Annotated in this window: 16 protein-coding genes; 15 read left to right on the top strand and 1 reads right to left on the bottom strand. The window is 30.6% G+C overall.

What is annotated here, in order from left to right:
- Positions 1 to 136 precede the first annotated feature (136 nt).
- The 14 genes from HNR33_RS14060 (at position 137) to HNR33_RS13995 (ending at position 16,371) form a co-directional block, all read left to right on the top strand.
- The gene (locus HNR33_RS14060) at positions 137 to 2,065 is read left to right on the top strand and encodes an endonuclease MutS2 (RefSeq protein WP_429084451.1); all 1,929 of its coding nucleotides are present in this window, start codon (positions 137 to 139) and stop codon (positions 2,063 to 2,065) included.
- A gap of 109 nt (positions 2,066 to 2,174) precedes the next feature.
- Complete coding sequence (locus HNR33_RS14055) at positions 2,175 to 4,331, top strand: Eco57I restriction-modification methylase domain-containing protein (RefSeq protein ID WP_429084449.1); 2,157 nt, start codon at positions 2,175 to 2,177, stop codon at positions 4,329 to 4,331.
- Between the two features lie 52 nt (positions 4,332 to 4,383).
- Complete coding sequence (locus tag HNR33_RS14050; protein WP_429084447.1) at positions 4,384 to 4,947, top strand: hypothetical protein; 564 nt, start codon at positions 4,384 to 4,386, stop codon at positions 4,945 to 4,947.
- 63 nt (positions 4,948 to 5,010) lie between these two features.
- Positions 5,011 to 6,471: an S-layer homology domain-containing protein gene (locus HNR33_RS14045; RefSeq protein ID WP_429084445.1), complete on the top strand. Its 1,461-nt coding sequence runs from the start codon at positions 5,011 to 5,013 to the stop codon at positions 6,469 to 6,471.
- A gap of 5 nt (positions 6,472 to 6,476) precedes the next feature.
- Entirely contained in the window at positions 6,477 to 6,920 is a 444-nt protein-coding gene (locus tag HNR33_RS14040) for an NUDIX domain-containing protein (RefSeq protein WP_429084443.1), read from the top strand.
- Between the two features lie 66 nt (positions 6,921 to 6,986).
- Positions 6,987 to 8,417: a type I glutamate--ammonia ligase gene (gene glnA / locus HNR33_RS14035; RefSeq protein ID WP_429084441.1), complete on the top strand. Its 1,431-nt coding sequence runs from the start codon at positions 6,987 to 6,989 to the stop codon at positions 8,415 to 8,417.
- Between the two features lie 164 nt (positions 8,418 to 8,581).
- On the top strand, positions 8,582 to 10,048 hold the full coding sequence (locus HNR33_RS14030; protein WP_429084439.1) for a hypothetical protein: 1,467 nt from the start codon (positions 8,582 to 8,584) through the stop codon (positions 10,046 to 10,048).
- A 2-nt stretch (positions 10,049 to 10,050) separates the two neighbouring features.
- On the top strand, positions 10,051 to 11,070 hold the full coding sequence (locus tag HNR33_RS14025; RefSeq protein WP_429084438.1) for a nucleoid-associated protein: 1,020 nt from the start codon (positions 10,051 to 10,053) through the stop codon (positions 11,068 to 11,070).
- Positions 11,071 to 11,157: 87 nt separating this feature from the next.
- Complete coding sequence (locus HNR33_RS14020; RefSeq protein WP_429084436.1) at positions 11,158 to 12,156, top strand: acyl-CoA dehydratase activase-related protein; 999 nt, start codon at positions 11,158 to 11,160, stop codon at positions 12,154 to 12,156.
- The gene (locus tag HNR33_RS14015) at positions 12,128 to 13,237 is read left to right on the top strand and encodes an acyl-CoA dehydratase activase-related protein (protein WP_429084434.1); all 1,110 of its coding nucleotides are present in this window, start codon (positions 12,128 to 12,130) and stop codon (positions 13,235 to 13,237) included. The genes HNR33_RS14020 and HNR33_RS14015 overlap by 29 nt, the downstream gene beginning before the upstream one ends.
- The gene (locus HNR33_RS14010) at positions 13,212 to 14,192 is read left to right on the top strand and encodes an acyl-CoA dehydratase activase (protein ID WP_429084432.1); all 981 of its coding nucleotides are present in this window, start codon (positions 13,212 to 13,214) and stop codon (positions 14,190 to 14,192) included. The genes HNR33_RS14015 and HNR33_RS14010 overlap by 26 nt, the downstream gene beginning before the upstream one ends.
- Before the next feature lie 102 nt (positions 14,193 to 14,294).
- On the top strand, positions 14,295 to 14,771 hold the full coding sequence (locus HNR33_RS14005; RefSeq protein ID WP_429084430.1) for a nucleoside recognition domain-containing protein: 477 nt from the start codon (positions 14,295 to 14,297) through the stop codon (positions 14,769 to 14,771).
- A gap of 23 nt (positions 14,772 to 14,794) precedes the next feature.
- Positions 14,795 to 15,238 carry a nucleoside recognition domain-containing protein gene (locus HNR33_RS14000; protein ID WP_429084455.1) on the top strand — a complete coding sequence of 148 codons (444 nt, stop codon included), beginning with the start codon at positions 14,795 to 14,797 and terminating at the stop codon, positions 15,236 to 15,238.
- Between the two features lie 89 nt (positions 15,239 to 15,327).
- Positions 15,328 to 16,371, top strand: coding sequence for an HD-GYP domain-containing protein (locus HNR33_RS13995; protein ID WP_429084428.1), 1,044 nt, complete (start codon positions 15,328 to 15,330; stop codon positions 16,369 to 16,371).
- Positions 16,372 to 16,416: 45 nt separating this feature from the next.
- On the opposite strand, the gene HNR33_RS13990 is transcribed toward HNR33_RS13995, so the two are convergent.
- Complete coding sequence (locus HNR33_RS13990) at positions 16,417 to 17,364, bottom strand: hypothetical protein (protein ID WP_429084427.1); 948 nt, start codon at positions 17,362 to 17,364, stop codon at positions 16,417 to 16,419.
- 216 nt (positions 17,365 to 17,580) lie between these two features.
- Between HNR33_RS13990 and HNR33_RS13985 the strand changes: the two genes are divergently transcribed.
- On the top strand, positions 17,581 to 18,942 hold the full coding sequence (locus HNR33_RS13985; RefSeq protein WP_429084425.1) for a hypothetical protein: 1,362 nt from the start codon (positions 17,581 to 17,583) through the stop codon (positions 18,940 to 18,942).
- Positions 18,943 to 18,967 lie beyond the last annotated feature (25 nt).

The raw sequence follows: 18,967 nt of genomic DNA, 5'->3' as shown, positions 1-18,967 counted from the left end.
AAACCGTCAGACATGATAACTAATGAAGTAACTTCTGATGAAGGAAGAATACCTTCTTCAGTTACTTAGGTATAGAAAAGGTTAAATATGTATTATCCTTAATGGCTATATCATTATTATACAAGGAGGTAATAAAATGAATGAAAAAACATTTTCAATTTTAGAATATCAGAAGATTAAAGATAGTATAAAAGAGTTAACTGCCAGCGATTTAGGTAAGAGACTTGTAGATAAACTTATGCCATCTACTGATATACGTGCAGTAAAAAATATGCTACTACTAACTAGTGAGGCTAAAAATATCTTGAATAGTTCTTCACATGTTCCACTCCAAGGATTATATGACATAAGTGATCTATTGAGAAAACTTGAAAAAGGAGGGATTCTTCAACCATCAGAATTAGTGAAGGTATCTTCATTCTTAAGAGGATGCAAGAAAATAAAAAAATTTATGGGGACTCAAGATATTATTGCGCCTACATTAAGCAGCTATGCCTTATCAATAACAGTATTTGATGAGATTGAACAAGAAATTGAATCTTCTATAGAAGGAAATAGGGTAAGCAATAAAGCTAGCAATAAATTAGCTAAGATAAGAAAAAATATAGAAGCTATTGAGAATAAAATACAAGCTAAGTTACAGGATATTGTTTCATCTTCAAAATATAAGTGCTATTTACAGGATTTTTATGTAAGTAGAAGGAATGAAAGCTTTGTTATACCTGTAAAATCTTCATATAAGAATCAAATTGAAGGCAGGGTTGTAGATATTTCCTCTACAGGAGCCACTGTTTTTATGGAGCCTAATCAAATTATGAAATATAGTAAGGAGTTAAATAGCTTAAGAGTTGAAGAAGAATTAGAAGAATATCAAGTGCTAGCAACAATAAGCGGATATATAGGTTTATTCATTAAAGAAATGACAATGAACGTAGAAGTAATGTCGGAATATGATTTCGCCTTTGCAAAGGGAAGATATAGTAACCATATAAGCGGGATAGAACCCGAAATAAGTGATAACGACTATATAAAAATAGCAAGTGGAAAACATCCTCTACTAGGAGATAAAGCAATTCCTCTTGACTTTGAAATTGGGAAGGACTATAGAGTACTTGTTATTACAGGCCCTAATACTGGTGGAAAAACAGTTGCTCTCAAGACTATAGGGGTACTTACACTGATGGTGCAATCAGGTATTCATGTACCTGTAAAGAGAGGAAGCGTATTCAATATATTTGAAAAGATTTTAATCGATATAGGTGATAGTCAAAGTATTCAACAATCATTAAGCACTTTCTCAGGTCATATGAAGAATATTATTAATATAATTAACAAGTCAAATCATTCTACATTAGTATTAGTGGATGAGATAGGAACAGGAACAGATCCTTCTGAAGGTGCGGCACTTGCTGCAGCTATTCTAGATGAGATTTATAGAAATGGAGCTATAATTGTTGCTACAACACACTATGGTGAGATTAAAGATTATGCTAATCAACACAATGAATTTAAAAATGGATGTATGGAATTTGATCCAGTTACACTAGCTCCACTATATTCCTTATCAATTGGAAAAGCTGGGAATAGCAATGCATTTTGGATATCAGAGAAATTAGGTATGCGCCCAAGAGTTTTAGAAAATGCAAAAAAATATATGGATAGTAAGATGCGTGATAGTATAAAAGTAGATTTTCAAATTGATGACTTCAAAGTAAAAAAACCTAAGAAAAAAGTCATAAATTCTATTCAAAAGCAAAACAAAATATTAAGCGGAGATAAAAGTTTATGCATAGGAGATATGGTAACTATAATGAGTTCAAACGAAAAAGGAATTGTCTATGAGTTAGATGATGAGCAAGGAAATATAACATTAATAGTTAAAGGAGAACACCTTAAAATAAAAAGAAAAAGGGTAACAAAATATATTTCAAGAGATAGATTGTATCCAGATGGTTATGATTTAAATACAGTGTTTGTGCCATGGAAAAAACGGAAGCTCGAAAAAGATATTGAGAGAGGAGCAATTAAAGACGCTAAAGAATTTAATGAAAGAGTTAATGATTAAAATAATTGTGATTATGAGGAAGTAGGTTAGTACCTACTTCTGTTTTTTAATGTATAATAGAATATGAATATTTAACTATACTAATGCAGAGAGGAAAGAAGTCAATATGATGAAGTATCAAATAAAAAAATTAAAAACTGAAATTAGAAAAATCTTATCTAGCCTTGAAATAGAAAATATCGATGAATATATGACTAATATGAAAAGTATTCTGTACTTTATTGGAAAAGCTGTACTGGCTATATCTATGTATGGAGATACAAAAGACGAATCAACTTATATAGAAATCATCGATAATAGTTTAATTAATAAACTACCAGATGTTTTTATTGACTTTGAAAAGCAGTTTGGGTACCAAAACTATCTAACAGAAAATAGAAAGATAGAACTAATTAAAATTTTACTTGAAATGGATAAGGATACGATTGAGAATTTTTCAATTGGTGAACTATATGAAGAGCTTATTACTAGTAGAGAAAAGAAGTATCTCGGTCAGGTGTATACTCCAAATTATATTGTTAAATATATGATATCATCTGGAATTAGAAAAGAAGATATCATAAAAAACCCATATTATAGGGTTATTGATCCTGCTTGTGGAGGGGGATTTTTCCTAATAGAAGCATATAATAGAATTAAAAATATTATTGAAAACAATTATGAGCAGATTGTTTCTATTCATACAGGTGTTATAAGAGATCTAGAACAAGGATTGCATTTATTTATATTAAAAAATAATATCTGGGGGTCAGATATAGATAGCTTTGCGGTGTACATGACAATAACTTCTTTGTTGATGAGAGATACTTTCTTTAGCGATGTGGAAATGAACATATTTTCAAAAGATATTCTTATGGAAGACAGAGGAGATTTAACAGATTTAGAAAATTATAATAAAGAAGCAATTTTTAAAGGAAATAGCTTTAATCTTGTCATAGGTAATCCTCCATACATTGGACACAAAAAAATAGACAAAAATTACAGAAAAAAGCTTGAGATGAATTATTCTGACGTATACTATGATAAAGCAGATATATCATATTGTTTTTTTAAAAAAGGACATGATTTACTTTGTTATAATGGTAAGCTAGTGTATATTACTTCTAGATACTTTCAGGAGGCTCCATCAGCATTGGGGCTTAGAAAGCTAATCAAAGAAAAATTTACAATTGATAACATCATAGATTTTTATGGTAAAAATGTATTTAAAGGAATAGGTATAAGCCCTGTAATTTTAGAATGTACAAAGCAGGAAAATAAAAATTGTATGTTCAATGTGTATAGATTATCGAGCAACAAAGAAAATAACAATAGCATTATAGAGATTCAAATGAAGTCGTCTGAGAGACTTTTGATATCTCAGGATGAATTGAAAGACAATGGTTGGATTTTTACAAACAATACTGAAAGAAAGCTTTTCAATAAAATCAACGAATTGGGTGAATACAGACTTGATGAATTGTGTGATTGTAACCAAGGTATAATAACTGGATGCGATAAGGCATTTATTGTCGATAAGAATATGATAGTGGAAGAAGGTCTAGAAAACGATATTATAAAGCCGTGGATAAAGAATAGTGAGGTTAAAAAATATAGACCTCCAATTGCTTCTAAATATATCTTATATACTGACAAAATTAAAAATATAGAAAACTATGGAAATATAATAAAACACATAACACCATATAAAAAGAAACTTGGCAATAGGAGAGAATGTAAAAAAGGAGCAAGAGAGTGGTATCAGCTGCAATGGGGGAGAAACATAGAAGTTTTTAATCGTACGAAGATAATATTCCCATTTAAATCAAGTACAAATGAATTTACTTTATCCTACGATGAAATATGCTGTAGTGCAGATATATATATCATCAGCATGAAAAAGCATTCTGTTAAAGATATTTCGTTAGAGTATGTGCTTGGTTTTTTGAATTCTTCAATATTTGAATTCTATTTTAAATGTGTCGCAAAAAAGTTAAATGATAAACTTTACGAGTATTATCCAAATAAGCTAATGAATTTGAGAATAAGGGTAAGTACAGATAATAATAGAGAAAGAATAGAAGATCTTGTAACTAGTGTCATAAAAAAATATTCTATATTAAAAACAATAGAAAGTAATAAATATGAGAATAAAGATGCCATATATAAGCAAAGAATAATTAGTGAGATAAATGAAAGTGTTGATGAAATAAATAAAAGTTTTTATAAACTATATGGTATTAGTGACGAAGAGATAGCTACAATTGAGAGTAAAATAACATTCTAATATAAGAAAAAATTAATTGTAAGAATTTATCTTCAAAAGGGTGTATTTTTATATGGGAATAGTTCAGTTGTCAGATTATAAAGTTGAACTTGCTGGTAAAATTTGCTTAGATAGATTTGAAAATGATATAATGTTGATATTTAACAACTTTAGCACAAAATCAGTTATGCAAATTATAGAGCTGATTAAAAATGATATAAAGGTATCTGAAGAAATAGGTATAGTTTTTGATGTTAGCTTTCTTAGAATTTTTTGTACTATGTATTTAGGACTTGCTTGGAGTATGTATAAAAAGGGCAGAAGCATTCAAAAACAGGAAAACTATATTAATGTCATATTACAATTAAATGATTACACCAGTAATTCCGAAATGCCTGTCGAATATATTTTAAGAGATGAGTATGTTGATGTTGCTAAGGCAATATCTTTAAGGTATTATGACTTATATCTTAATCATCATATAAATGATATGATGGCAAGGATGGATATTGGACTACATCCTAGAATCGAGAATGTGGAACAACTAAGGACGTTTGTCCTAGATATTCTTTACAGATTTGGGATAAGAATATTATTAATAGGTATTTTAGATGAATACAAAGAAAGTAACAGTTAATGGAACTTTTTTTCTCTGCTTTACGTCTAAATACTTAGGTACAAGCTTAAAGGAGGACTTTTTATGAAGAGAAAATACTTGGTCGTTTTTTTAGTAGTGTATGTTATTACATTTTTCAACTTTGAAACAGCTTTAGCTAACAGATATTTTTTTGATACTTATGGACATTGGGCTGAAGAAGCAATAATTTGGGGGACGAATAAAGTAAGCTTGTTTAATGGGTATGAAGATGGAACATTTAAGCCTAATGACAGTATTAGTAGAAGTGAATACATTTCAATACTTTGCAGAGTTGCAAAGAGTCAAGGTGTTATTAATGATAAGAAAAGTAAACTTATGTTAGATAGTACTATGGAAACTACTGATAATGCAAGGCTATTAAACTATAAAGATATGAGCGACTCATTTTGGGGATATAAAGATATTCGAGAAGTAGCTATGTTTATTAATAATATTAACGGAGAAATGAAATTTAATAATATTTTTCCAGGTGATAAATTTGAACCAAACAAAGATATAACTAGAGAAGAAGCTGTGATGGTATCATATTTCTTTATAACTCCCGCTGCTGAAGATGAAAGCAAGGAGTTTTCAGATATAAATGATAATTATTTATATAAAGAACAAATTTATCAATTAGCTAATAATGGGATAATCGAGGGGTATGCCGATAATACCTTTAAGCCTAAGAACGGTATTACAAGAGGAGAAGCAGCGACAATTATAAAAAGAATATTTGATGATATGGAATATGCTAATACCCTGTATTTAAATGGAATTCAGTTAGTTGAGTCTCCTGATGTGTCTACATATCCTCTTTTTGGAGAATACAATTCGAGAAAATTAGAAGAGAATGATTTATTATATAAAAGAGCTATAGAAACATTGGAATACGAATCTATTGTGGGAACTATACCATATGAAGAGAAGCACTTATATGATTCAAATCCAGTTGAAACACTAAAGAAATTAAAGAAATCAGAATACTGGAATAAAATTGGAGTGAATTATTACTTAGTTAAATATGATAAAATGAATACTACAGACAAGGATAAACTAATTAGAGAAATGATTAAATCATATCTTGATGGTACAATTATTGAAGACAGTGAATTAATGTTAGTATTTAGGGAGGCTATTAGCCTAGGAGAAGATAAAAATTTGATATTAGAGGGACTAAATAAATGGACCAATAATGCTACTAATAATGTATATAAGTATAATTCGTTATATATGACATCTGAAATATTGGCATATCAAAGTCAGTTTGAAAAAGCAATTAAAATATACGATATAGATTTAGAAGGAGCTAGCTTTGAAACACAGAAAAAGTTTTTTATGAACAAAGCGTATATTTATTTGTTAGATAACAACTTAAAAGGTGCTGAAGCAACTCTAAGAGAAGGATGGCAAGCTGTGAAAAATAATGTCCAGTATTTTCAGAATAGAACTCAAACCGACAAGCAATTCACAGGTGCAATAAAAGAGGTACTTTTGCAGAAAAAAATATATCAAAATAACTAGAGATTATGAATAACTATATGATGAAGAATGAAGGGAAGATACTCATGTTTAGAGTACTGACTAAAGCTTTGATATTTAAAGATAATAAGCTACTTATGTTAAAAAGAAAACTTGGTTCAAGCTTTGCTGGTGGAACATGGGATATACCAGGAGGTAAGATGGAGTTTGGAGAACAGCCTGAAAATGCATTAGTAAGGGAAGTATATGAAGAAACATCTCTTAAAATAGAAATATTGGATATTTTAAGCATTAGCTCGGGAGTAAATAAAGTAAAAAGAAATCAATATATAACGATTGTATATATATGTAACTATGTTTCTGGCTCAGTTTCTATAAACAGTGAAAACATTGACTATGAATGGGTAGATGCAGATAAAGCAGATAAATACGAGAAGATATACTATTTAAAAGAGGCAATAGAAAAATATAAAGAAAAATATAATAACTAGTACGTTGACAAATTTTTAACGTTAGCATATTATTAAGTTGTGAAAACTTGGAAGGAGGGGGACACTATGTTTAGTAATATTGACGAGGTTAAAAGTTTTTGTCAAAATGAAAACATAAAGATCATTGATTTCAAAGTTGGGGATTTATCAGGGAGATGGCATCACTTATCAATACCTGTAGAGAGGTTTGATGAGAAAATAATGGTTAAAGGGATTGGATTTGATGGTTCAAGCTACGGCTTTTTGACTGTTGAGAAGTCAGATATGGTGTTTAAACCTGATATCACAACAGCCTTTATTGATCCATTCTGTAAAGTTCCAACAGTAACTATGTTAGCTGATATTTATGAGTTGGGAAATGAAATTACGAGATTTGAAGGGGATCCTAGATACATAGTAGAAAAAGCAGAAAGATATTTGAAGGAAACAGGGATTGCAGATGAATATATTATTGGGCCAGAGCTCGAATTCTATGTTTTTGATCATGTTTCATATGATACAAGAGGTCATTATCAGGAAGTGATGATTGATAGCCAACAGGCTTATTGGAATGCTTCAGAGAAAGAATATCAAAACCTGGGGTATAAGGTCGGACTACAAAACGGTTATCATGTGGACATCCCTAATGATATAACAAATGATTTGAGATCTGAAATGGTTACAATGCTTGAAGATATGGGAATCAAGGTGAAGTACCATCATCACGAAGTTGGTGGAGCTGGACAGTTAGAAATAGAGGTCGAATCAGGTGACTTATTAAAGATGTCTGATAATACATTAGTTATGAAATATATCATTAAAAATTTAGCTATCCATAGAGGAAAAACAGCAACATTTATGCCTAAACCTCTGTTTGGTGAAGCTGGAAGCGGGATGCATGTTCATATGCAGTTATTCAAAGAGGGCACTCCTGTATTTTACGACGAAAATGGTTACTCAGGACTAAGTAAAGAAGCTATGTATTATATTGGTGGAGTATTGAAACACGCTCCTGCACTTTTAGCATTTACTAATCCTAGTACAAACTCATATAAGAGGCTAGTACCTGGGTTTGAAGCACCTGTTAGCATTTGTTTTGCTACGGCTAACAGAAGTTCAGTAATAAGAATACCAGGCTATGCACGAAAACCTGAAGATAAGAGATTCGAGTTTAGACCGTCTGATGCAACTGCAAATCCATATTTAGCATTTTCTGCACTTTTGATGGCAGGACTTGATGGTATAGTAAATAAAATAGATCCTACAAAAGAAGGTTTTGGGCCTTATGATGTGAATGTGTTTGATCTTCCTGAAGAAGAAAAATCAAAAATAAAAGCGTTGCCAAAATCGCTAGAAGAAGCTGCAGATGCACTTGAAAATGATTATGAATTTCTTTTAACAGGTGGAGTTTTTACTCGTGAGATAATAACTAATCAAATAAACAGGATAAAAAATGAAGCAAAAAAGGTAAATATAATACCTCATCCAAAAGAATTTGAGTTATACTATGACATATAGTCTTAAAAATACACATTAAAATAGAATTCAAATAGCCTAGACGTGTCTTTTTAGGGTATAATAGTATTGTCTAAAAGTGGCTTTTATCTAGCCACTTTTAATATTTGAAAAAGACATGGTACAATAGTACACTATATATGACACTATTTTGAAGGGAGATAACTATGGAAAAAGATTTTGTAATGAATAACCAAGGAATGAGTAACCTATCTGATGACCAGTTAATGGTAGCTATAAAAGATATTAATGAACTTCAAATAAGAAATATAGCATTTACGGCTTTTGCAGATGCATTACTAAATAATATAAAGCTAAGAGAAAAAATTATTAAAGAAAGTGACTTGATTTCTGAACTGGAGAAAGAGGATAAGCGTTTTAAAGATATCTTAAGCAAGCTTGAGGATAGAGTGATAAAGTTAGATATGTTGAAAGATATAAAAAATTTGAATGATAATATAGGTTTAGAATATTACAAGGCATTAAGAAAGGAAATTATAAAGCTGCTAAAAAGTATATCAGCTTATTCAACTGAAATATCAGTTGTAGGTGAAATATCTGGTGATATTATATACAAGGATACAGTTAAAAATAAATATATAAGTCCAAAAGATATTGATGTTACTAATTTTTATAACAGCGTGTCTAATTTCTTAATGGAAGATACGCACCTGCTAAAGGAGAAAGTTATGAGTATAACTAGTGTAATTCCGGTTAGAGTTACAAAAACAAAGTATTACGATATTTTATCAAAAGCACTTAAAAAGTCCTTATACAATAGTGACAAAGGGAAAATAGAAACTATACTAAAAAGATACAGAGCAGTGTTTAATGGTTCATTAGAATCTGAATATGGACTTTATTTCAACAAATATTTTTTAGTTTCGCAAGAATGCAAAAACTATGTATTTACTGATGCCACAAATGATGAGATAAAGAATCTCTATAAAAAATCATATGATACAATACTTGAAATGGGTAGAATAGCAAATATTATAATGGATTATGGTATCATAGTGAATAAAATAATTGTTGTTAACCTTTTAAAAGACAGTATGCTAGATGATAATATGCAGCAGAAAGTTCAAGATGCAATAACTGCTTGGGAAAATTATAACCAAAACAACAACCATCAAAATAAGAAAAATGTACTTGAATTACTTAATAAATTTACAAAAGATGTAGAGATTGATTTTAATGATAAAAATATTAAGCTTCAAGAGTTAAGCATAGAGAGCTTCAAGAGAAAAATGGATATAAATGAGTCTACGAAAAGCAAGTTAATGACTACTCAATATGCTTTAGCTTATTTGAATGATTACGCATTAGAAAAAGAAGAATTTTCAATAATTGAACAGAATAATTCTGTAGAAAATGATTACCTTGATCAAGCAATAAATAATCTAATTCAGTTTTTAGACAGAAATATTAAGGATATGGATAATGTTAAAAGAAAAGCTAGAATGAGAAGATTACTATCATTAACTGATTTCCCATTCGAAAATCCTGACGAGTTCTTTAATTATTTATCTAATAGCATTGAAATGACTTCAGATAAATCAGAGCAATTTGCTTTAATCAATAAGATAAATGAAATAATGCAAAGCTATAGAGCTAACAGGAGTAGAGGATAAGAATGAGTGAAATAAGTTTAAGAATCAATAAAGTGATACTACACATACTAGATAAAGATGCACAAATGCCTATACTTTCAGAAAAAGAGCATCCATTAGATAAATCTGAAATAATAGAATTTCTTCAGAAACATATATCTAAAGCACTTGAAGACAGCTCTTTAAAAAAAGCTTGCTTTAATGAAGAAGGAAGTGCATTGAAACAACTATGTGAAAAAATAAATGCTACTGATACTGAATTTGTCAATGTATCTAATGAAGTAGCAAACAGGCTTTATGACATCGTACTATCAAATCCTGAAGTGTCATCTGCTGATTTGATATGTGTATTATTTGAACTAAATGAAGCACCTTACTTAGGAATACTTAAGTTTAACTACAGAACATCGTTCATTCATTATGTTGAATATGATGATTCTACAAGAGTAAATACAATTTTAAAGCAAAGAACAGCTCTTCCAAATGACAGTAGTAGATTAGATGAATGCGCATTTATAAATCTTGATGACTTTAGTATGATTGTAGTCGAAAAAAAAGTTGAAATTAATGGTGAAAAGCAGTACTATTTTTCAAATATGTTTTTAGAATGTAGATGTAAGATTTCTGATAAGGAGAAGGTAAGAGCATTTAATAAAGCTAATCAAAAATTTAATAAAGAATACTTTGATAGCGATGTAGCTAAGCTAGGAGATATAAAAAAAGCAGTTAAGGATAGTATAGAAGAAAGTGGAGTAATTGATGTAGAGCAGGTTGCGCAGGATGTTTTCAAAGGCAATCCTGAAATGAAAAATACTTATGTACAGCACATACAGAAAGCTGGTTTTGATGATAAGAAGATTGAACTAAAGAAAGAATTAGGAGAAAAAGCATTTACAAAACAGAGAATTAAAACAGATACTGGTATTGAGATAAAATTACCTATTGACTATTGTAACAACAAAGATGTGTTAGAGTTTATTAATAATCCAGATGGTACTATATCAATACTCATTAAAAATATTAATAAGATTGTTGACAGATAAAACGACCAAATTTGGTCGTTTTTCTATTTGTGGTTATATTATTGAGAAAACCTGACAATAATATATAGGTGAGATAGGAGGGATAGCATGTCATTCAAAGTGGGGATTCCACAAGGATTACTTTTTTATGATTATTATCCGCTGTGGAAAGAATTCCTAAACGAACTAGATGTAGAAGTTGTATTATCATCTAAGACAAATAAAAACATATTAAATCAAGGTGTCATGTCTTGTGTTGATGAAGCTTGTTTACCAGTTAAGGTCTTTCATGGCCATGTTAATGAACTAAAGGATAAAGTCGACTACCTTTTTATACCTAAAATTATAAGTATATATAAAAAGGAGTATATTTGTCCTAAATTCTTAGGATTACCTGAAATGGTTAGAAATTCTATATCAGATTTACCACCAATAATTGATATAGAAATAAATTTGAAAAATTCAAATTTCAAATTAGTAAATGCAGTTGTAGATTCCGGAAAATACTTTACAACTAATCTATTTAAAATAGGAAAGGCATATAAAAGAGCGTATGAACACTATGCAAATTATACAAAGCTTATAAACAAAGGAGTAATACCGATTGATGCAATAAAGATGTATAACAAAGTAATAAAAGATATAAATACAAATCAAGCAAAGGATTTAAGTATTATGGTCATTGGCCATCCGTATAATATATATGATGAGCATATAAGTATGAATCTTTTAAGTAAGCTTAAAAATAAAGGTATAAATGTTATAACATCAGAGATGATAGACACTCAAAAAATCAATTACTTTTCATCACAGCTGCCGAAAAGGATGTTTTGGAGTTTTGGAAGGAAAATAGTAGGATCTGCATTTTACGTAATGGAGACACAAAAGGTAAATGGTGTTATTTATGTGTCCTCTTTTGGATGTGGACTTGACTCAATATTAATAGATATCGTACAAAGAAAAGCTAATGCTCTCAAAGTTCCATTTACTTTAATGACAATAGATGAGCACACAGGTGAAGCAGGAATAAATACTAGGCTCGAAGCTTTTATTGATATGATTAAATGGAGGGCTAGAAATGAAAATTACATTTCCACACATGGGTAATACATATATTGCTGCTAAGGCTTTGCTTGAGGATTTAGGGAATGAAGTTATTCTACCTCCTAGATGCAGTAAAAGAACACTTGAAATAGGTACAAAATATTCTCCTGAAACTATATGTTTACCACTTAAAATAAATATAGGTAATTATATTGAAAGTATTGAAAAAGGAGCAGATACGATAATTATAACGGGAAGCTGCGGACCATGTAGATTTGGGTATTATTCAGTAATGGAAAAATCTATATTGGATGATCTAGGCTATAATGCAGACATTATTGTATTTGATCCTCCTGATGGAAGGCCTTTGGAACTAGTAAAAAGAATTATGAAAGCTACAAATACCAAGAGTTTGTATAAGATAGTTAGGAGTGGTAAGAGAGCTCAGAGGGTCCTTGAAATGGCTGATGAACTAGTAGATTTGTCAAACAAAAGAAGGGCTATTGCATATGACAGCTATAAAATAGATATAATAATGGATGAATTTTATAAAAATATTGAATATGTACATGGTGTTGACGGTATTTTAGAACTAATAAAAAACACAGTTGATAAAATTAATAGCATCGATGTAGATCATGACAGGAATCCTATTAGAATAGGGATTATTGGGGAGATTTATACAATTATCGAACCTTTTGTAAATTTAGAAATTGAAAAAAAGCTAGGGCACTTTGGTGTTGAGGTAGATAAAGCACTTACTCCAAGTAAATGGTCTAAACATCATATTTTTTCAGCTCCTTTTGGAATGAAAGAAGAAAAAATGAAAGCTAAGGCAGCAAAGCCATATTTAGGCACGCTAGTTGGCGGACATGGAAGAGAGACTATAGGCAGTGCTATTCTGTATGCAAAAGAAAATTATGATGGAGTAATTCAAATACTTCCACTCACCTGTATGCCTGAAATTGTGGCTGAAAGTATATTACCTACTATTCAAAAAGACTTTAATATACCTATATTAACATTAGTTGTTGATGAAATGACTGGAGAGGCAGGATATTTAACTAGGTTGGAAGCATTTGTTGATTTGCTAAAGAAGCGAAGGGAGGACAACAAAATTGAAAGCATGTTACTTAGGGGTTGATGTTGGTTCGGTAAGTACAAACATCGTATTAGTAGATGAAGATAATAAAGTAAGATATAAAACTTATTTAAGAACACAAGGGAAACCTATAGAAGTTTTACAAAAAGGATTAAAAGAAATGAAGAATCAAATTAGTCAATTTGCAATAAAAGGGGTAGGAACAACAGGCAGTGGTAGACACCTAGCTAGTATAATATTAGGAGCTGATATAGTAAAGAATGAGATTACATCCCATGCGATTGCTGCAATTAATTATATAGACGGCGTAAGAACAATACTTGAGATAGGAGGACAAGATTCAAAAATAATAATAATAAGAGATGGTATAGTGACTGATTTTGCTATGAATACTGTATGTGCAGCAGGAACAGGTTCTTTTCTTGACAGACAAGCAGCTAGACTTGGAATTGAGATACAAGAATTTGGGAATATGGCATTGAAGTCTCAGAACCCAGTTAGGATAGCGGGCAGATGTGCTGTATTTGCTGAATCAGACATGATACATAAACAACAGCTTGGACACAATCAAGAAGATATAATTAGTGGATTATGCGAAGCCTTAGTTAGGAACTACTTAAGCAATGTAGGCAAAGGTAGAGATATTCAAGGTAAAGTAATATTTCAAGGTGGAGTAGCTGCAAATGTAGGAATTAAAAAAGCATTTGAAAAAGCATTAAACCTAGAAGTCATTGTACCAGATAATTATGATGTTATGGGAGCTATAGGAGCAGCTATTCTTGCAAGAAATGAAGTTAAGCAGAAAGGATACACTGCCTTTAGAGGTATTGATATATCTGATATTGATTATACAGTTAAGGGATTTGAGTGTAGTGATTGCTCTAATATGTGCGAAGTTATCGAGATATCTTCTGAAAGCAGTTTGATAGCAAGATATGGGGATAAATGTGGGAAATGGACTAATAGCCTAAAGCTACACGACCAAAATTTGGCATAGAGCGGATACTAAAAGTATCCGTTTTTTAATGCAAATCATATTGGTGACTATCAAAAATATATGTGCTATAATATGACTAATTAAACTAGAAAGGATGACTTTATGAGAGATAGTTGCCTCGACAATGAACATGTAGATACTATAAAAAATTCTCCCAAATGGGATTTCAGACAAACCTTTAAAAATGGGCTTATAAGTGGACTTAAGACGACATGGCTATTAACTAAGATAATTGTTCCTGTTTATTTTTTTGTAACACTTCTTAAATATACACATATTTTAGAATTCATTGCTAAGATATTTGAACCAATAATGAGATTTGTCGGGTTACCTGGAGAGGCAGCAATAGTATTGGTGCTAGGTAATACAGTTAATTTGTTCGCCGCGGTAGGAGCAATAGCTGGACTTACTTTAACATCAAAGCAAATCACAATAATAGCTGTTATGCTTTCATTTTCACATAGCTTATTTATGGAGACAGCTGTTGCTAAGAAAACTGGAATAAGTGTTAAAATTGTTTTAGGAATTAGATTTGCTTTAGCTATAGCCTCTGGAATAGTACTTAATATTTTGTTATAGAGGAGATGAATCCATTGGATATTGTGAATATGATGAAGGAAGGCACCATTGGGAGTTTAAGCGCTGTATTTAATATTGCTAAAATAGTTATACCTCTCATGATAATGATGCAGTTCCTAAAGGATTTAAAAGTATTAGACATGATATCAAACTTTATGGAGCCAATGGCAAAGTTCTTTGGTATTTCAAAAAAATCTACGTTTCCTTTAGTAATTGGATTAATTCTAGGACTTGCTTATGGAGCAGGAGTTATAATTAATACTGCAAAAGAGGGGGAGCTTTCAAAAAGAGATTTATATTTAGTAGTCATCTTTCTTGTTGCATGCCACTCTGTAATAGAAGATACACTGATATTTGCCGCAATTGGTGCAAATGGATGGTTATTATTAGGTACACGACTTGTAATAGCAATATTACTAACTGCGTTTGCTGGCAGACATATCGACAAAATTATCAAAAATCTCTAAAAATCCTTCGAAATGAAGGATTTTTTTATTACTTATCGAATTATATATTTAGTCATATTGATTAGTCATATTAAAAAGGGGAGATTATATTGCCACTTATAAGTATCGATGAAGTAAAAACAGGGATGGTACTTAATAAAAACGTTGAAAATATGGATACAGGTATAATTTTGCTCGCAAGTGGAACTGTACTAAATAGAAGAAACATAGCTAATCTAATAAATCAGGGGATAAGATATGTAGATGTGTTTGAGAAAAAAAATGACGAGAAGACTTATTTTGTAGTTGAAGATGATTGCTTTTATCAAAAATATGGTGAACTTATTGATAGTACAAAAAATGTGCTCAATAACGTTAAGCTTGGTAAGAAGATTATAGTTACAGAGATTAGTGATGTAGTAGATGATATGATAGATGAAATTACCAAAATTAACAATATATTGGCTAGAATACGACAACTAAAAGATAGTAATGATTATACATTTAAGCATTCAATAAATGTGAGTCTGTTAGCTACCATGGTAGGAAAATGGTTAGGATATACTGACGTGGAGTTAAAGCAAATCTCTCTTGCAGGATTATTTCATGATATAGGAAAGATGAAAATATCTGATAATATTATAAATAAACCAAATAAATTAAATGACAAAGAATTTGAGCTAGTAAAGAGGCATACTATTTATGGATATAATATTCTAAAGGAAACTATAGGAATAAGTAAAAATATATCTTTAGCAGCATTACAGCACCATGAAAGAGAAGATGGGAGCGGGTACCCACTAGGGGTTAAGTCTGATAAAATTCATGAGTATGCAAAAATTATAGCTGTTTGTGATGTATTTGATGCTATGACATCTAATAGAGTATACAAAGGAAAGGATTCACCATTTTTAGTAGCAGAGCATATTGCTAGCAACAGTTTTGGAATACTTGACGGAAGAGTGTCTACTACATTTTTGAAGAATATTTCAAAGTTTTATGTTGGGAACATTGTAAAGCTTTCTACTGGTGAAATTGGAGAAATCATATATGTTTATAATCAGATTCCAACTAGGCCAGTAGTTAAAGTAGATGATAAGTATATAGATTTATTGACTGAAAAAGATATAAATATAATAGATGTTATCAATTAAAAAGCAGAATCAAATCTAATGATTTGATTCTGCTCTTTGTTAGGGTTACTCTATTTCTACTTCATCTAGGCTTTCTGCACTGCAACAACGTGGCTTCTTCTCATCAATTTGCTTAGGGAAAAGTGTAGGGAATGAACTACAAATTGGTGATATTTCTGCAGAAAGAACTGGAAATCCTGTTGACAGAACACAAAGTTGTACTGGTACTACAATTTTCTTTTCGCAGGTTACGCAAAGAGCAATTAATAGATTTATTTTAACTGCTCCTGTTACTGGATTAATGATTATGTCTCTCATAATACTATTAGTTGCTAATCTTGGTTCACAGTCAAGGTTACAGAATTCTGCGAATCTTGGTAAGAAAGCACCATCAAATACTGATGGAAGACATAGCTCGAAGAAGTTTGTCAAAAGTAATGGATTTTCTGGTGTTGCAACAGGTATATTAGCTGATAAAGTAACCTCACATTCTTTTTCACAATCATCAGTAAATACAACATCTATTTCTACTATGACATTACCTGTAATCTTTATGTTCTGAGTACCAAATATTGGAGTACCTTTACATAATTCATCGCAATCCTGTGTATCTGCATATATGATTCTTTCACTAGCTAACCCATCAGGTCCAATAACTTTTACAGGCTTACCACATTCATTTTCTACGAACTCTGCGCCTGAAAGAGTAGTTTCTGGTATAGCAACTAAATTAGCTGGATCATTTATATTTTGCGGATTAAAGAATTTTTTACATCTTATTGCTAACACTCTAATAATTCTAGCACCTCTTCCTAGTGCAGGAGTAAAAGGTTGATTGGTTACAGTTCTTATTCCTTGTAGGTTAAATAGTGCAGCATCATATACTTTCTGAACATATATAGGCTCAGCTTTAACTTTTCTTAAAGTACCGTCAAAATCGCATCCTGTTGTAGCATTACAGCATTTATCAGGTAAACCAACACTTATTGGTCCTTGTTTATTACCACAGCCCATTTATTAATCCTCCCTTTTTATAGATTAGGAATAACTCTTCCCACTTTTAATATATTCATAATAAAAAGCTTTTGTTACACTGATATAAAAAACAGTAATATATATACTTGAAAAAAAATAGAATAGTATGAAGACTAAAATTTAATTTCATATAATCATGATATGATGGATAGAAGCCATTTGTTCCTTAATAACAAAGCTATAGGGGGGGTTGCATTGGGGTTCATAAATCAAAACAATTGTTTAGTCAATGATAGCATCGGTAATATCTATGTTTTTAACTGGAGTGAACATGGTATCAAGTTGTTAACCTATACCAAGACATCTGGTCAAGTAAATAACAAGATAGTGGTAGAAGATAGTATTGACGAATATGATGTAACAATTGATGAGAATGATACAATATACTTGGTTTGTCAGAAAGAAGATGGAAGTATTATATTATTACTTTATGATAATGATACATGGGACGAGAGCATAATTGCGGAATCCTTTAATTCCCGATTATACAATCTGAACATTATTCGTACTAATAGTAAACTCCATATAATTTACTGTGTTTCATCAAACGAAGACCCAAATAGACTTAAAATATATCACCATTATTTACAGGATGATAATTGGGTTACACATGAGGTGGAAGAAATATCGAAAAAAGAAATATTAAACTCATTTCAAATAATTACTAGAGGCGATGAAATTATATTAGGCTACTATAATCTAATTGGAAATTTTGAAGAAGTGTTTATAAAAGTATTTAATATAAATAATAGTACATGGACTGAATCTATCCAGATTACATCAAAGCAGACAACAAAACTGTATATTGATTTATTGCTTACTAAAGATGGTTATATAAATATAACCTATAGTGAATATAAGAATGGAAACCTAACAATAAAATTTGAAAAATATAAGCTTTTGGAGAATAATAGCATAAAGATATGTGAAAATGTGATATCTAATCCTTCAAACTGTATGTACCCAACGTTAGTATATAGCCAAGGAATGCTTTGGAATATTTGGACAGAATACGATAACGTAGTTAGCTGTTTTTCTGATGACAACGGATTGAGTTGGAGTCTACCACATCTATGGACGGAATCTAAGAATAACGACTTTACAAGGTATAAATTCATTTCAAATGATGTTAATACTAATATTAATCACAATTTAAATCATTCATTTGGATTCTTAGGCAGTGAAATTACTTTTATTGGATTTGGTAATATTGAAGATGCAGTAGAGATACCATTGAAATCTAAAAAAAAAGAAAAAACCGTTGATCGCCAAGACCTAAGTGGTAGAGGTAAGAAGAAAGCAATTAAAGAAAAGGGAGATGCAGAAATGGAGAAGGAGATTGTCAGCTTAAAAGAAAATATGCAGAGCTTAGAGCTACATGTCAAAAAACTCGAAAACTATATAAAAGATAGCAACGATGAAAAAGATAATAATTATAGTAGCGAAGTAGCAAAATATGCAAATAAAATCGAAGACATTGAAAAGCGTCTAGATGAGATAGAATCATATATTTTTAGAAGACGACGTAACAATCCATTTTTTAGTTCCAGGGAGTAGTTGTATATAAATAGAAGTGGCATAT

The organism is Brassicibacter mesophilus (assembly GCF_050433385.1).
Lineage (GTDB): Bacteria > Bacillota > Clostridia > Tissierellales > Proteiniboraceae > Brassicibacter > Brassicibacter mesophilus.
Note: the sequence above shows the minus strand (reverse complement) of the source record. Positions and strands in the feature narration are given on the sequence as shown.

Bases quoted from the DNA above. Each gene is read 5' to 3' on its own strand.
- HNR33_RS14060 (WP_429084451.1), top strand. From the start codon at position 137: ATGAATGAAAAAACATTTTCAATTTTAGAATATCAGAAGATTAAAGAT.
- HNR33_RS14055 (WP_429084449.1), top strand. From the start codon at position 2,175: ATGAAGTATCAAATAAAAAAATTAAAAACTGAAATTAGAAAAATCTTA.
- HNR33_RS14050 (WP_429084447.1), top strand. From the start codon at position 4,384: ATGGGAATAGTTCAGTTGTCAGATTATAAAGTTGAACTTGCTGGTAAA.
- HNR33_RS14045 (WP_429084445.1), top strand. From the start codon at position 5,011: ATGAAGAGAAAATACTTGGTCGTTTTTTTAGTAGTGTATGTTATTACA.
- HNR33_RS14040 (WP_429084443.1), top strand. From the start codon at position 6,477: ATGAATAACTATATGATGAAGAATGAAGGGAAGATACTCATGTTTAGA.
- glnA (WP_429084441.1), top strand. From the start codon at position 6,987: ATGTTTAGTAATATTGACGAGGTTAAAAGTTTTTGTCAAAATGAAAAC.
- HNR33_RS14030 (WP_429084439.1), top strand. From the start codon at position 8,582: ATGGAAAAAGATTTTGTAATGAATAACCAAGGAATGAGTAACCTATCT.
- HNR33_RS14025 (WP_429084438.1), top strand. From the start codon at position 10,051: ATGAGTGAAATAAGTTTAAGAATCAATAAAGTGATACTACACATACTA.
- HNR33_RS14020 (WP_429084436.1), top strand. From the start codon at position 11,158: ATGTCATTCAAAGTGGGGATTCCACAAGGATTACTTTTTTATGATTAT.
- HNR33_RS14015 (WP_429084434.1), top strand. From the start codon at position 12,128: ATGAAAATTACATTTCCACACATGGGTAATACATATATTGCTGCTAAG.
- HNR33_RS14005 (WP_429084430.1), top strand. From the start codon at position 14,295: ATGAGAGATAGTTGCCTCGACAATGAACATGTAGATACTATAAAAAAT.
- HNR33_RS13990 (WP_429084427.1), bottom strand. From the start codon at position 17,364: ATGGGCTGTGGTAATAAACAAGGACCAATAAGTGTTGGTTTACCTGAT.